The following is a 13,678-nucleotide window of genomic DNA, read 5'->3' on the forward strand; positions in this document are numbered from 1 at the left end:
CAACCCTATTTTTTCGGCCCGTCGACCACCTCGGCGGCCGAGCGAAAGGCATCGACTGCTGCGGGAAGGCCGCAGTAGATGCTGGCGTGCAGCAGCACTTCCTGGATCTCGGCCGCCGTGGCGCCGTTGTTGAGCGCGCCGCGCACATGGCCCTTGAGCTCGTGCTGCTTGCCCAGCGCGGTGAGAAAGGCCACGGTGACCAGGCTGCGCGTCTTCAGGTCCAGCCCCGGGCGCTGCCAGACATCGCCCCAGGCATTGCGGGTGATGAACTCCTGGATGGGCTGGGTGAACTCGGTGGCGTTGCCGAAGGCATTGGCCACGAAGTCCTCGCCCATGACCTGCTTGCGCGTGGCCAGGCCTTTGTCGAAGTCTTTGGAGGATGGGGGTTGGGTCATGCGGGCGCTCCAATACGGTTGGGGCCGCCATGTTAGCCGGCTCGCCCCTGCGGAAAGCAGAACGCCACCGGCCCTGCCCCGCGAAGGGAAAGGACGGTGGCGTTGTCAGCTCACTCAGGCGTCGGCGGTTGCGCCAGCGAGGTCAAAACGGTCCAGGTTCATGACCTTGGTCCAGGCCTTCACGAAATCCTGCACGAACACCGCCTGCGCATCGCTGCTGCCATACACCTCGGCCAGCGCACGCAGCTGCGAGTTGGAGCCGAACACCAGGTCGGCCACGGTGCCCGTCCACTTCGCTGCACCGGTAGTGCGGTCCACCCCTTCAATGACACCGGCAGCCGAGCCGGATTTCTGCCACCGCGTGCGCATGTCCAGCAGGTTCACGAAAAAGTCATTCGTGAGCGCGCCGGGCTGCTGGGTGAACACGCCATGCGAGCCCTGGCCCGCATTGGCGCCCAGGACGCGCAAGCCGCCCACCAGCACCGTCATCTCGGGGCCCGTCAGGGTGAGCTGGTTGGCGCGATCGATCAGCAGCTCGGCCACGGCTTCCTCCAGGCCGGGGCGCACATAGTTGCGAAAGCCATCGGCCAGCGGCTCCATGACCTCGAACGAGGGCACGTCGGTCTGCTCTTGCGAGGCGTCCATGCGGCCCGGGGCGAAGGGTACGCTGACCTCCTGGCCGGCGCTGCGGGCAGCGGACTCGACGGCCGCAGCGCCGCCCAGCACGATGAGGTCGGCGATGGAGATCTTCTTGCCGCCGGGCTGCGCGGCATTGAAGTCCTGCTGGATCGCTTCGAGCTTGCCCAGCACCTTGGCCAGTTGCGCCGGCTGGTTCACCTCCCAGTCCTTTTGCGGCGCCAGGCGGACGCGGGCACCGTTGGCCCCACCGCGCTTGTCGCCACCGCGGTAGGTGGAGGCCGACGCCCAGGCGGTGGACACCAGTTCCGCAACCGACAGGCCCGAGGCCAGGATCTTTGCCTTGAGCACCGTCACGTCCTGCGCATCCACCAGGGCGTGGTCCACCTCGGGGATCGGGTCCTGCCAGATCAGTACTTCGGCCGGCACCTCAGGGCCCAGGTAGCGCACGCGCGGACCCATGTCGCGGTGCGTGAGCTTGAACCAGGCGCGCGCAAAGGCATCGGCGAACTGTTCAGGGTGCTCCAAAAAGCGGCGCGAGATCTTCTCGTAGGCCGGGTCCTGGCGCAGCGAGAGGTCGGTGGTGAGCATGGTGGGCACACGCTTCTTGGAGGGGTCGTGCGCATCGGGGATGGTCGCCTCGGCGCCCTTGGCGGTCCACTGGTGGGCGCCGGCCGGGCTTTTGGTCAGCTCCCATTCAAAGCCGAACAGGTTCTCGAAGAAGTTGTTGCTCCACTGCGTGGGGGTGGTGGTCCAGGTGACTTCCAGGCCGCTGGTGATGGCGTCGCCGCCAAAGCCGCTGCCGTGCTTGCTGATCCAGCCAAAGCCCTGGTCCTCGATGCCGCCGCCTTCGGGCTCCTTACCCACCAGGGCTGCGTCGCCCGCGCCGTGGGTCTTGCCGAAGGTATGGCCGCCAGCGATCAGTGCCACGGTTTCCTCGTCGTCCATGGCCATGCGGGCAAAGGTGTCGCGGATGTCGCGCGCTGCGGCGATGGGGTCGGGGTTGCCGTTGGGGCCCTCGGGGTTCACGTAGATCAGGCCCATCTGCACGGCGGCCAGGGGCTTGGCCAGGTCGCGCTCGCCGCTGTAGCGCTTGTCGCCGCCCAGCCAGGTGGTCTCTGCACCCCAGTACACGTTTTCATCGGGTTCCCACACGTCGGGGCGGCCACCGGCAAAGCCGAAGGTCTTGAAGCCCATGGATTCGAGCGCCACGTTGCCGGTGAGGATCATCAGGTCGGCCCACGAAATCTTGCGGCCATACTTCTGCTTGATGGGCCACAGCAGGCGGCGCGCCTTGTCCAGGTTGGCGTTGTCGGGCCAGCTGTTCAGGGGCGCAAAGCGCTGCTGCCCTGCCCCTGCGCCGCCCCGGCCATCGGCCAGGCGGTAGGTGCCGGCGCTGTGCCAGGCCATGCGGATGAACAGCGGGCCGTAGTGGCCGAAGTCGGCCGGCCACCAGTCCTGCGAGTCGGTCATCAGCGCCAGCAGGTCGGCCTTCACCGCAGCGAGGTCCAGGCTGTTGAATTCTTCGGCGTAGTTGAAGCCGTCGCCCATGGGGTCGACCAGCGGGGAGCTCTGGTTCAGCGGGCGCAGGTTGAGCTGGTTGGGCCACCAGTCGGCGTTGCCGCGGCCCTTGGGCGCGGCAGCCTTGCTGTGGTCGAAGGGGCACTTGGCTTCTGTTGTCATGGGTCTCTCCTTGTAAGTGGTTCAGGCACTTGGCAAGACCCATGGTAGGAAACAATCCATGGCGCGTAAATTGAATCGATTGAATTTCGTCGATAGTCAATATTTATCGAAATGCCATAGCCATTGTCAAACAGCGTGCTAACTCAGAGACCGCGCGCCAGCGGCAGGCCTGGCGCTTCCATATCCGCCCGCAGGATGTGCCCATGGGTCGAGTCGGTCACGAACACCGTCTGCCCGCCCTCCCCGCCAAACGCCAGGTTGGTCGTCGAGGCGCCCGCTGGCCCGCGCAGCACCAGCTCGGGCTCGGCCCGGTGGTTGAGCACCCAGACATAGCCCAGGCCAGGATTGGCCACGAGCAGCCGGCCTTGGGCGTCCACGGCCAGCCCGTCCGGGCCGCTCGGGCCGTAGGAGGTGAAGAACTGTCCCACCTTGGCCACGCTGCCATCGGGCAGCAGCGGTACGCGCCAGACGCAGTTGCCGCGCGTCACGGCCAAGTAGAGCACGCGCCCGTCGGGCGACAAGGCCACGCCATTGGGGCTGGGCACATTGGCCAGCAGCAGATCAAGCTGGCCATTGGGGCGCAGGCGGTACAGGCGCCCGCTTGGATCGTGCAGCCCGCTCTGGCCCTGGTCGGTGAAGTACAGGTTGCCCTCGGCGTCGAAGACCAGGTCGTTCACGCCCTTGAAGCGCTCGCTGTTGCGCCGCTCCAGGTACGGAGACACCTTGCCGCTCGCCACGTCCAGGCGCATGAGGCCGTTCTTGTAGTCGGTGATCAACAAAGTGCCGGCATTGAGGAACTTCATGCCGTTGGGCTCGCCGTCGTACTCCGCCACCAGGGTCCAGGCGCCTGCAGGGTCGATGCGGAAGATCCGGCCCCAGGGGATGTCGGTCACGTACAGGTTGCCAGCACCGTCGAACACCGGGCCTTCGAGAAACGAGTCGGTGATGGTGCCTGCCCGGTTGGCATCGGCCCAGGCGCTGCGCTCGCGCCGGCGCAGCGACTCGGGCATGGCGTTGAAGAGTTCGAGGTCGCGCACTTGGGGGGCTTGCAGCAGAAACATGGGATGGCTTTCGTTGGCTCTGATCTTCACGCGGCAGGAAATCCGTACAGCCGCGCAGGGTTGTCCACCAGGATGCGGTCCATCGCAGCATCCGTCACGACCCAGGCCTGCAGCAGGTCCACCAGGTCGGCATCGTTCACCGTGCCTTGCGGCTCGGTGGTGTGCGGCCAGTCGCTGCCCCACACCAGGCGCTCGGGAGCGGCCTGCACCAGCGCGCGGCCCAGGGGCAGCGTATCGGCGTAACCCGGAGCCTGCACCGTGGAGCGCATGTAGGCGCCGGAGAGTTTGACCCAGGTGTTGCCCCCGTCAAGCAGGCGTTGCAGCGTAGCCCAGGCCGGGGCCGATGGCCCCTCGGCCGGGTCGATGCGGCCCAGGTGGTCGATCACCAGCGGCACCGGCAAGGCCTGCAGCACCGCTTCGAGCGCCACGATCTGCTCCGGGTTCGCGAACACCTGGATGTGCCAGCCGCCGCAGTCCGCATGGCGCGCCAGCTTGCCCGCCAGGGTGGTCAGCATCTCTTCTGTGGTCATGCCCCAGGATTGGGGCGAGACGAAGTTCACACGCAGCCCGCGCACGCGCCGTGCGGCCAGGCGGCCCAGCTCCACATCGCTGACCTGCTGGTCCACCACGGCCACGCCGCGTGCGCTGTCGCCCAGTTGGTCCAGTGCATCCAGCGTGCAAGCGTTGTCGATGCCGTAGGTGGAGGGCGTGACCACGACCGTGCGCGCGGTGCCCAGGCGCTGCTGCAGCTGCCGGTAGGCGGCCACGGGTGCCTCGGGCGGTGTGCGCGGCCAGTGCGGCGACGGCGCAAAGCGCGTGTCGAAGATGTGCATGTGGCTGTCGCACGCCAGGGCGGGCAGCGCGCGCAACGGGCGGTTCAGGCCCAGCGAATGCGGCACGGGATCCAGAAGGGGTGGCAGGCCCATGGCCGGTCAATCCAGCTTGATGCTGCCCTTGCGCACCACCTCGCCCCACTTGGTGTCTTCCTTCTTGAGGAAGGTGGCGAACTCGGCGGGTGTGGAGCCGACGGCCTGGGCGCCCATATCGGCCAGGCGCTGTTTCACCTCGTCCTCCTTCATCACGTCCTGCACTGCCTGGCGCAGCCTGGCGGCAATGGGCTCGGGCGTCCCGGCGGGCAGGAACATGCCGTTCCATTCAAAGGCCTCGTAGCCGGGGATCACCGTCTCGGCCACCGTGGGCACATCGGGCAGGCGCCTGGAGCGCTCGGGCGCCGACACGGCCAGTGCGCGCAACTTGCCGCCCGCTATGTGGGGATAGGTCGCGGCCACGGTGCCGAACATGAAGTCCACTTGGCCGGCCATCACGTCGGTGATGGCCGGGCCGCCGCTCTTGTAGGGCACATGCACCATGTCCAGGTCGAGCTGCTGGCGCATCAGCTCCGCAGCCAGGCGCTGCACCGTGCCGCTGCCGCCCGAGGCGAAGTTGAGCTTGCCCGGAGCGGCCTTGGCCTTGGCGACCAGGTCGTTGATGTTCTTGAGCGGCGAGTCCGCCTTCACGATCAGCACGTTGGGTGCCAGCAGCACCAGCGACAGCGGCTGCAGCGCGTTGGCCGCATACGGCATCTTGGGGAACAGGTGCGGGTTGATGGAGTACGGCGTGGCGTCGTACAGCAGGGTATATCCGTCGGCATTGGCCTTGGCCACGTAGCTGGCGCCGATGGTGCCGCTGGCACCGGCCTTGTTGTCCACGATCACGCTGGCGCTCAGCCTGGCGCCCAGGCGCGTGGCCAGCACGCGCGCCACAGCGTCGGCTGCGCCGCCGGGCGCATAGGGCACGACGATGGTGATGGGACGATCAGGGAACGCAGCATGGGCCATGCCGACGGCCAGGGCGCAGGCAGCGATCAGGGGTTTGAGAAAACGCAACATGTCATGTCTCCGATCATTCACTCAGCTTTGAGGTCCAGGTCCTTGGCTATCTGCGTGTAGGTGGCGACCTCGCGCTCGACCTGCGTGGCAAATGCCTTGCCGCAGGTGGAATCCGCATCCAGCCCCATGCCGCGCAGCTTCTCCACCGCCGCGGCGCTTTTCGCGAAATCTGCCGCCACGCGCTCCAGTTGCCGGGCCACGGCCTCGGGCACACCTGCAGGAGCCAGCACGCCGTACCAGGCATCGGCCGAGTAGTTGCCGCCACCGGCTTCGGCAAAGGTGGCGACATCGGGCAGCAGCGGAGAGCGCTTGGCCGATGCCACGGCCAGGGCCGCGAGCTTGCCGCTGCGGATCTGCGGCAGCACCGAGCCCAGGGTAGCGAACGAGCTGTCGAGCTGGCCGCCCATCAGGTCCGTCACCACCGGCGCAGCGCCCTTGTAGGGAACGTGGTTGAGCTGCAGGCCATTGGCCCGGGCGAACATCTCGGTGGCGAAGTGGCCTGAACTGCCCACGCCCGCTGTGCCAGCCGTAGTGCGGCCCGGCTCCCTGCGCGCACGCGCCAGATAGTCGGCCAGCGATTTCACCGGCAGGCCCGGCCCCACCACCAGCACGGTGGGGCTGGTGGCTACCGTGCACAGTGGCTTGAACGACTTCACCGCATCGAACTTCACCCAGTTGCTGTACAGCCCCGGGATCATCGTGTGGTTGGTGGCACCGAACAGCAGCGTGTAGCCATCGGCCGGTGCGCTGGCCACCGCCTGCGCGGCCAAGATGGTGTTGGCGCCCGGTTTGTTGTCGATGACGAAGGGCTGGCCCAGCGCACGGCTGGCGTGGTCGGCAAAGGCCCGCGCCACCACGTCGGTGGGGCCCCCCGCCGCAAAGCCCACCACCAGCTTCACCGGCTTGGACGGATAGCCGGCGGCCTGCGCGAAGCAGGTGGCGGATGCCAGGGTCAAAGTGGCCAGCATCGCCTTTCTCGCGAGCGCTGGAAGTCGTATGTGCCTGTTCATTGCTTGTGTCTCCTCATCGTGATCCTGTGGATGTACCGCCCCTGCTCCCTCACGCGGCCGCTGGGGCAGGGGTACGCGCCAGGACCTGCAGCAGGTTCTTCGCCGCGCCCACGCCCATGTTCACGTAGGCATCGCTGGTCACGCCGCCGATGTGCGGGGAGAGGATGAAATTCGCCTCGCCCTGGAAGGGGTGGCCGGCGACCATGGGCTCGACCGCAAAGCTGTCCAGCCCCGCAGCCATCACCTGGCCGCTGCGCACAGCCGCCAGCAAGGCCGGCTCGTCGATGAGGCCGCCGCGTGCGGTATTCACCACGATCACGCCGCGCCTGCACTGCGCCAGCGTCGCCGCGCTGAGCATGCCCCGGTTCTCGTCGGTCAGCGGGCAGTGCAGCGAGATCGCGTCCGAGTCACGCCAGATGGTGGCCAGGTCCACGCTCTCGATATACGCCGGCAGGTTCTTCGCGAAGGGGTCGAAGCCGATCACGCGCATGCCCAGCGCGTCGGCCATTTTGGCAAAGCGCAGGCCGATGGCGCCCAGGCCGACCACGCCCACGGTGCGGCCACCGAGCTCCAGGCTCTTGTGCGTGGCCTTGTCCCAGTGGCCGGCGTGCATGCGCGCATCGAGCGCCACCACCGACTTGGCGCAGGCCAGCAGCAAGGCCAGCGCCTGCTCGGCCACCGCTGCGGCATTGGCGCCCACGGCGGCCACCACCTCGATGCCGCGCGCCTTGGCAGCCACCTTGTCGATGGTGTCTGTGCCGCTGCCATGCTTGGAGATGACCTTGAGCGAGGGCGCAGCATCCATCACCGCCGCGCCCACCTTGCCGTAGCGCACGATGATGGCCACGGGGTCGTGCGTGCGGCACAGGGCCACCAGGTCGTCCTCGGTGGGCGCCTTGCCGGCATAGACGACCTCGAAGTCGTCGAGCAGCGCCAGGGCCTCCCCGGCCAGGTCGGCGCCCGTCACGATGAGGCTCGGGCGGCTCACAGCGATTCCCCTTCCTTGAGAACGCCGGCTGCGCGCAAGGCGGCGGGCAGCCACTTGGATGCCGTGTCGCCGCGGGCAATGGCTTCGATGCGGGCAGCCTCGTCGGCCACCTTCTTGTCGGCCAGGGCCATCATGGCGGGGGCCTTTTCGCGCTCGATCACCACCACGCCATCGGCATCGCCCACCACCAGGTCGCCCGGGTGGACTGTGGCGCCGCCGGCCGAGATGGGGTGGTTGATGCGGCCGGGCACGTACTTGGTGGGGCCAGCGGGGTTGAAGCCCGCGCTGAACACCGGAAAGCCCAGGTCCAGCAATTCGAGCTTGTCACGGATCGCGCCGTCGACAATCACGCCGGCCAGCCCCAGTTTCTTGCAGGCGCTGAGCATCAGCGTACCCATCAGCGCGGCGGTCTGGTCGCCCTTGCCGTCGATCACCAGCACGTCGCCAGGTTGGGCCAGGGCGATGGCAGCATGGATCATGAGGTTGTCGCCGGGGCGCACCTCGACGGTGAATGCCGGGCCTGCCACTTTCATGTCCTGGTGCACGGGCGCCACGCGGCCGTGCATGGTGCCGCGGCGGCCCGCTACATCGGCGAGGATGGCCGCCTGGAAGGTGGCGGCTTTCTGGACGACGTCGGCGCTGACGCGTTCGATGCCACGGATGATTTCGGGAAGCTGGCTCATGGTGCGGTCCTTGTCTTGTTTCGGTATGCGGAGAAGAGGTGTGGTGCCTGTGTCGGTCCGAGGGATCACTCGGCGGTGATGTTTCCGTCCTTGATGACCTTGGCCCACTTGGCGGAGTCGGCCTTCTGCAGGTCGCCGAGCTGGCGCGGCGTGCCGCCCACCAGGGTCACGCCGAGCTTGTCGGCCAGGGCCACGACGGCAGGGTCCTTGAGGGCCTTGCCGATCTCATCGTTCAGGCGCTGCACAACGGGTGCGGGGGTTTTGGCGGGCGCGAACACGGCCTGCCACTGCTCGACGACGAAGTCCTTGAGCCCGGCCTCTCCCATGGTGGGCACGCTGGGCAGCGCCTTCAGGCGCTGGGCCGACGTGACCGCCAGCGCGCGCAGCTTGCCGGACTGCACATGGGGCAGCGCGGCGGCGGCCGGCGCAAACATGAACTGCACCTGTTCGGCCAGCGTGTCCTGCAGTGCCGGGGTGTCGCCCTTGTAGGGCACGTGGATGAAGCGCGTGCCGCTTTGCTGCTGCAGCAGCTCGCCCTGCATCTGCAGGATGGTGCCGTTGCCGCCCGAGGCGAAGGCGAGCTTGCCCGGCTGGGCACGGGCCGCCGCCAACAGGTCGGCGACCGACTGGAATGGCTGCTTGGCCCCCACCACCAGGATGTGCGGAATGGTGCCGATGGTGATCACGGGCTCGAAGCCCGCGATGGGGTCGTAGGGCAGCTTGCCCATGAGGTGAGGCGCAATCGCCTGCGGGCCGATGGACGTGCCCAGCAGGGTGTAGCCGTCGGGCGCGGCCTTGGCCACGAAGGCGGCACCGATGGTGCCCGTGGCACCGGCCTTGTTGTCCACGATGACGTTGGTGCCCAGAGAGGACGCCACGCGCAGCGCAAGGTTGCGGCCCAGCACGTCGGTGCTGCCGCCGGGCGGGTACGGCACGACCCAGGTGATGAGCTTGCCGGCGGGCCAGTCGCCCTGCGCGAACGCAGAGCCTGTGGCCAGCGTGGCAGCCAGGGCCGCAAGAACGCTGCGGCGGGAAGTGGAAATGGTCATGGCATGGGCCTCTTCAGGTCGTCGTCAGAAAGGGGGGATGCAGGAGTGGCTGCGGGCGCAGCGAAGCCGTAGAGCGCCTGCGGGTTGTCCACCAGCACGCCGCGCAGGGTCGCGCCGCTGTTCGGCGCCTGGTCGATCCATTGCGCCAGGCGGTCCAACTGGCGCGCGTCGTCGGGCAGGGGCTGCACGCCGGCCGTGGCGGTGGCATGGGGCCAGTCGCTGCCCCAGAGCACGCGGTCGGGCGCACAGCGCAGGTAGCCCTGGGCCAGCGCGTCGAGGGCGGGGTCGTCCACCGTGTGCAGCGGGCTGACGATGTAGCAGCCGGAGAGCTTGATCCAGGCCTTGCCATCTGCCAGCAGCTGCAGCAGCAATGCGTGGGCGGCATGCGTGCCGGCTTGCGCAGGTGCGATGCGCCCGAAGTGGTCGAACACCAGTGGCACCGGCAGGCACCGCAGCACAGGGGCCAGCGACGCCAGCAGGTCGGGCGCCATCAGCAGTTGCAGGTGCCAGCCCAGCGGCGCGATGCGCGCGGCCAGCGGCTCCAGCAGATCGGCGCTGCCCGACACACCCAGCGAGAGGTTCAGGCGCACACCGCGCACACCCTGGATACGGAGTTGCTGCAAGGCTTCGTCGCTCTCGCTGCCGTCGATCACCGCGACCCCACGCGCCTGCTCACCCAGTGCAGCAAGCCCTTCGAGCATGCAGCGGTTGTCAGTGCCATAGGTCGATGGCGTGACCAGCACGGTGCGCGTGGTGCCGATGCGCCGCTGCAATGGCCCATAGTCGCTGGCCGAGGCATCGGGCGGCAGCAGCCGGGCACCGGGGGCCGGGGCAAAGCCGCTGTCGTAGACATGCACATGGCAGTCGCAGGCCCCGGCGGGTACGGCCACTGCGGGCTTTTCTGTGCCGGCCGAGAAAGGTACGGGCGTGACAAGGCAATCGCGGGTCATGGCGATGGTCCGGTGGGCGTGGGCTCAGCTGGGGGTCTGCAGGCTCAGTCGAGGCTTGCGCCGGAGTCCTTGACGATCTTTCCCCAGCGCGGCACCTCGGTGCGCAGCAACTGGCCGAACTGCTCGGACGTGCCGCCCATCACGTCGCCGCCTTCGCTGCGCAGCTTGTCGGCCACGTCGGGCTGCTGCAGGGCCTGGTTGATGGCCTTGTTGAGCTGGGCCACGATGGGCGCGGGCGTGCCGGCCGGCGCGAGGATACCGAACCAGGTCACGGCGTCGAAGCCCTTGTAGCCCGACTCGGCCAGCGTGGGCACGTCGGGCAGTTGGCCAGCGCGCTTGGCGGAGGTGATGGCGATGACCTTGAGCTTGCCATTGCGCACCTGGCCCAGCAATGTAGGCACGGAGGACATGTACAGGTCGATCTGCCCGCCCACCAGGTCGGTCATGGCCTGGGCCGCGCCCTTGTAGGGGATGTGGCGCAGCTGGATGCCGGCAGCGTTCTCGGCCAACTCGCCGGCCAGGTGGGCGACGGTGCCGTTGCCTGAGTAACCCAGGGTGAGCGCATCGGGCTTGCCCTTGGCGGCAGCCACCACGTCGGCAAAGCTCTTGTAGGGCGAGTTGACGGGCGCGGCCATCACGATGGGCGAGGACGACACCAGCGCCACGGGCACCAGGTCCTTGAGCGGGTCGTAGGGCAGCTTGGGGTAGAGCGTGGGGTTGATGGCCAGGTTGCTGGTCTGGCCCATGACCAGCGTGTAGCCGTCGGGTGCGGACTTGGCTGCGGCATCCACGCCCAGGTTGCCGCCCGCACCGGGGCGGTTGTCCACGATCACGTTCCACTTGTTCTGGTCGGTGAGCTTCTGGGCCACGGTGCGGGCGATCATGTCTGTGCCGCCGCCGGGCGGGAAGGGCACGATCAGGCGGATCGGCTTGCTGGGATAGGCTGCCTGCGCGAAAACCGTGCCGGCCGGCATGGCAGCGGCGGCGAGCCCGAGGAAGGCAGCGCACAGGTGTGCACCGGCAGAACGCGAAAGCGATGAAAGCACTGGCATGGATTTGTCTCCGTTGTGGTGGTTCGTCACGCCGGCCTGCATGGCCCGGCGCCGTGGATGCGACTTTACGCAGACGTTTCAACCCATACAATGGAGTTGCACACCATGAAACGAATTGCGCCATGAGCAACACCCCTGAAAAGCCCCTGGCCCCTGCCGCACCGCTGGCCGCCGACACCACCGGCGGAGTCATCGCCGTCACCCGCGCCCTGCAGGTGCTGGAGGCGTTTGCGCTGGGCGAATCGAGCCTGCCCCTGGCCGAGCTGAGCCGGCGCTGCGGCCTGCACAAAACGACGGTGCTGCGCCTGGCGCGCACGCTGGCGCAGTCGGGCTTCATGGTGCAGCGCGAAGATGGCGACTGGCGCCTGGGCCCTGCTGCCGGCTGGCTGGGCGCACGTTACCAGGCGGGCTTTGACGTGCAGAACGTGCTGGAGCCCGCGCTGCGCGAGCTCACCCATGCCACGGGCGAGAGCGCCGCCTTCTACGTGCGCGAAGGCGAGGTGCGCACCTGCCTCGTGCGCGTGGAGGGGCCGCAGGCACTGCGCCACCATGCGCGCATGGGCGAAGGCCTGCCGCTGGACAAGGGCTCGCCGGGACGCGTGATCCTGGCCTTCTCGGGCGAGCCGGGCAAGGCCTACGAAGCCATCCGCCAGAAGGGCTACCACTGGTCCATCGGCGAGCGTGAACAGGGCGTGGCGACAGTGTCGGCGCCGGTGTTCGGCATGCACTGGCGGCTGATGGGCTCGGTGTGCATCTCGGGCCCGGCTTCGCGCCTGCCGGCAGAAAAGCTCGAAGCCCTCGCGCAGACCGTGATGGCCGCCGCCACACAGCTGTCCTATGCGCTAGCGGGCAACACCGCAGCGCCCTCGCACAGTCCGGTACGCGCCACCCATTGGCATCCTTGAATCCCCGATACTGGTGCCCATCAGAAAAAACAAGGAGACCGACGTGACCCGCTACCCCGCCCCATCGCTCGACAGCCTGCCCGATGACATCCGCGCCCGCATCCTCGAAGTGCAGGAAAAGGCCGGCTTCGTGCCCAATGTGTTCCTGGGCTTTGCCCGCCGCCCGGCCGAATGGCGCGCATTCTTCGCCTACCACGACGCCCTGATGCTCAAGGAGGAAGGCAGCCTGACCAAGGGCGAGCGCGAGATGATCGTCACCACCACCAGCGCGGCCAACCAGTGTCTGTACTGCGTGGTGGCGCACGGCGCCATCCTGCGCATCTACGAGAAAAAGCCGCTCGTGGCCGACCAGGTGGCGGTGAACTACCGCAAGGCCGAGATCAGCCCGCGCCAGCGCGCCATGCTCGACTTTGCGATGAAGGTCTGCGAGCACTCGCACGAGATCGAAGATGCCGACTTCATTGCGCTGCATGCGCACGGCTTCGACGATGAGGACATCTGGGACATCGCGGCCATCACCGCCTTCTTCGGGCTCAGCAACCGCATGGCCAGCTTTGCCGGCATGCAGCCCAACCCCGAGTTCTACCTGATGGGCCGCGTGCCCAAGGCAAAACCTTCGGCTTGAAGCACGCCATGCACACGGGCATGTCCAATCGTTCGATGGCAGCATGGTGGTGTGCGGCATTGGTTTACCTGGCTGGCACCCACGCCGTTGCCAGCGGCTTCGCACCGGGCAACGGCACGCTGGATGCACAACCCCTGGCAGTACAAGTCCCGTCGGGCACGCTCTCGCCCCTGTCGAGCACCCAGCCGCCCCTGTTGCTGCTGCGCCAGGATGTCACCGGACCGACGTACTACCTGGCGGTGGGCCTGGGTGTGCCGCGCTACGGCATTGCCGACCTGCCCGGTGCCGGCGCCTGGCGCGTGGAGCCCGATGCCGACTGCGCCCGCCTGGTGCCCGTGGCACTCGACGAGGTCAAGCAGCCGGCCGTGCAGCCCGTCACCGTGCAGCAGAACGCCCTGCCCCTGCACTGCGCCGCAGCGTTCGAGGGCAGCTGCACCAGCCGTGACCAGCGCTTGCGCGTGGGCACCGCGTTCCTGGGAACCCGGCGCACGGCGCGCACGGGCGGCGGCTTCTTCGGTACCGAAGGGCAGATCACCAGCACCTTCTACACCGGCGTGCGCACACTCACCATCGAGCACATGTCCTCCGGCCGCAATTGGCGCATGGACGAGGCACTGCAGGACTCGGCCGGGTACAGCGCGCCGCAGACGGCTATCCGCTACCTGCCGCAGTTGCAGCGGGTGCTGTTGCTTGGCGTGGGCAATGGCCCGGAAGGCCCGCAGGGTCGCTGCATCGCCCTGCCACCGGGCTGA

The 13,678-nt window shown here is 68.1% G+C and carries 14 protein-coding genes; 3 read left to right on the forward strand and 11 right to left on the reverse strand.

The window, feature by feature from the left end:
• Positions 1-5: 5 nt before the first annotated feature.
• The 11 genes from ASE28_RS30730 to ASE28_RS30780 all read right to left on the reverse strand — a co-directional run bounded on the left by ASE28_RS30730 (position 6) and on the right by ASE28_RS30780 (position 11,396).
• Complete coding sequence (locus ASE28_RS30730; protein ID WP_057269770.1) at positions 6-395, reverse strand: carboxymuconolactone decarboxylase family protein; 390 nt, start codon at positions 393-395, stop codon at positions 6-8.
• A gap of 114 nt (positions 396-509) precedes the next feature.
• The gene (gene katG, locus ASE28_RS30735; RefSeq protein WP_057269771.1) at positions 510-2,714 is read right to left on the reverse strand and encodes a catalase/peroxidase HPI; all 2,205 of its coding nucleotides are present in this window, start codon (positions 2,712-2,714) and stop codon (positions 510-512) included.
• 143 nt (positions 2,715-2,857) lie between these two features.
• Positions 2,858-3,775: an SMP-30/gluconolactonase/LRE family protein gene (locus ASE28_RS30740; RefSeq protein WP_057269816.1), complete on the reverse strand. Its 918-nt coding sequence runs from the start codon at positions 3,773-3,775 to the stop codon at positions 2,858-2,860.
• A gap of 26 nt (positions 3,776-3,801) precedes the next feature.
• On the reverse strand, positions 3,802-4,701 hold the full coding sequence (locus ASE28_RS30745; protein WP_057269772.1) for an amidohydrolase: 900 nt from the start codon (positions 4,699-4,701) through the stop codon (positions 3,802-3,804).
• Between the two features lie 6 nt (positions 4,702-4,707).
• Positions 4,708-5,664 (reverse strand): tripartite tricarboxylate transporter substrate binding protein, encoded by a 957-nt coding sequence (locus tag ASE28_RS30750; protein ID WP_057269773.1) that lies wholly within the window; start codon positions 5,662-5,664, stop codon positions 4,708-4,710.
• 17 nt (positions 5,665-5,681) lie between these two features.
• Positions 5,682-6,674, reverse strand: coding sequence for a tripartite tricarboxylate transporter substrate binding protein (locus tag ASE28_RS30755; protein WP_057269774.1), 993 nt, complete (start codon positions 6,672-6,674; stop codon positions 5,682-5,684).
• A gap of 49 nt (positions 6,675-6,723) precedes the next feature.
• Positions 6,724-7,662 carry an NAD(P)-dependent oxidoreductase gene (locus ASE28_RS30760; RefSeq protein ID WP_057269775.1) on the reverse strand — a complete coding sequence of 313 codons (939 nt, stop codon included), beginning with the start codon at positions 7,660-7,662 and terminating at the stop codon, positions 6,724-6,726.
• Complete coding sequence (locus ASE28_RS30765) at positions 7,659-8,345, reverse strand: RraA family protein (protein ID WP_057269776.1); 687 nt, start codon at positions 8,343-8,345, stop codon at positions 7,659-7,661. The genes ASE28_RS30760 and ASE28_RS30765 overlap by 4 nt, the downstream gene beginning before the upstream one ends.
• Before the next feature lie 65 nt (positions 8,346-8,410).
• The gene (locus ASE28_RS30770; RefSeq protein WP_057206130.1) at positions 8,411-9,394 is read right to left on the reverse strand and encodes a tripartite tricarboxylate transporter substrate binding protein; all 984 of its coding nucleotides are present in this window, start codon (positions 9,392-9,394) and stop codon (positions 8,411-8,413) included.
• Positions 9,391-10,344: an amidohydrolase gene (locus ASE28_RS30775; protein WP_057269777.1), complete on the reverse strand. Its 954-nt coding sequence runs from the start codon at positions 10,342-10,344 to the stop codon at positions 9,391-9,393. Before ASE28_RS30775 ends, ASE28_RS30770 begins: the two co-directional genes overlap by 4 nt.
• Positions 10,345-10,388: 44 nt before the next feature.
• Positions 10,389-11,396 (reverse strand): tripartite tricarboxylate transporter substrate binding protein, encoded by a 1,008-nt coding sequence (locus ASE28_RS30780; RefSeq protein WP_057269817.1) that lies wholly within the window; start codon positions 11,394-11,396, stop codon positions 10,389-10,391.
• A 122-nt stretch (positions 11,397-11,518) separates the two neighbouring features.
• Between ASE28_RS30780 and ASE28_RS30785 the strand changes: the two genes are divergently transcribed.
• Genes ASE28_RS30785 through ASE28_RS30795 form a run of 3 tightly spaced genes read left to right on the forward strand, consistent with a single transcriptional unit; the run spans position 11,519 to position 13,678 of the window.
• Positions 11,519-12,301, forward strand: a complete 783-nt coding sequence (locus ASE28_RS30785; RefSeq protein ID WP_057269778.1) for an IclR family transcriptional regulator — start codon at positions 11,519-11,521, stop codon at positions 12,299-12,301.
• 43 nt (positions 12,302-12,344) lie between these two features.
• Positions 12,345-12,926 carry a peroxidase-related enzyme gene (locus tag ASE28_RS30790; RefSeq protein WP_057206256.1) on the forward strand — a complete coding sequence of 194 codons (582 nt, stop codon included), beginning with the start codon at positions 12,345-12,347 and terminating at the stop codon, positions 12,924-12,926.
• Positions 12,927-12,946: 20 nt separating this feature from the next.
• The gene (locus ASE28_RS30795; protein ID WP_235516253.1) at positions 12,947-13,678 is read left to right on the forward strand and encodes a hypothetical protein; all 732 of its coding nucleotides are present in this window, start codon (positions 12,947-12,949) and stop codon (positions 13,676-13,678) included.

The sequence above is a fragment of the Acidovorax sp. Root219 genome, assembly GCF_001428665.1.
Lineage (GTDB): Bacteria > Pseudomonadota > Gammaproteobacteria > Burkholderiales > Burkholderiaceae_C > Acidovorax.

Coding starts and splice junctions, on each gene's coding strand:
- ASE28_RS30740 (WP_057269816.1), bottom strand. CDS start 3,775: ATGTTTCTGCTGCAAGCCCCCCAAGTGCGCGACCTCGAACTCTTCAAC.
- ASE28_RS30780 (WP_057269817.1), bottom strand. CDS start 11,396: ATGCCAGTGCTTTCATCGCTTTCGCGTTCTGCCGGTGCACACCTGTGC.
- ASE28_RS30730 (WP_057269770.1), bottom strand. CDS start 395: ATGACCCAACCCCCATCCTCCAAAGACTTCGACAAAGGCCTGGCCACG.
- ASE28_RS30775 (WP_057269777.1), bottom strand. CDS start 10,344: ATGACCCGCGATTGCCTTGTCACGCCCGTACCTTTCTCGGCCGGCACA.
- ASE28_RS30785 (WP_057269778.1), top strand. CDS start 11,519: ATGAGCAACACCCCTGAAAAGCCCCTGGCCCCTGCCGCACCGCTGGCC.
- ASE28_RS30755 (WP_057269774.1), bottom strand. CDS start 6,674: ATGAACAGGCACATACGACTTCCAGCGCTCGCGAGAAAGGCGATGCTG.
- ASE28_RS30745 (WP_057269772.1), bottom strand. CDS start 4,701: ATGGGCCTGCCACCCCTTCTGGATCCCGTGCCGCATTCGCTGGGCCTG.
- ASE28_RS30795 (WP_235516253.1), top strand. CDS start 12,947: ATGTCCAATCGTTCGATGGCAGCATGGTGGTGTGCGGCATTGGTTTAC.
- ASE28_RS30750 (WP_057269773.1), bottom strand. CDS start 5,664: ATGTTGCGTTTTCTCAAACCCCTGATCGCTGCCTGCGCCCTGGCCGTC.
- katG (WP_057269771.1), bottom strand. CDS start 2,714: ATGACAACAGAAGCCAAGTGCCCCTTCGACCACAGCAAGGCTGCCGCG.
- ASE28_RS30765 (WP_057269776.1), bottom strand. CDS start 8,345: ATGAGCCAGCTTCCCGAAATCATCCGTGGCATCGAACGCGTCAGCGCC.
- ASE28_RS30770 (WP_057206130.1), bottom strand. CDS start 9,394: ATGACCATTTCCACTTCCCGCCGCAGCGTTCTTGCGGCCCTGGCTGCC.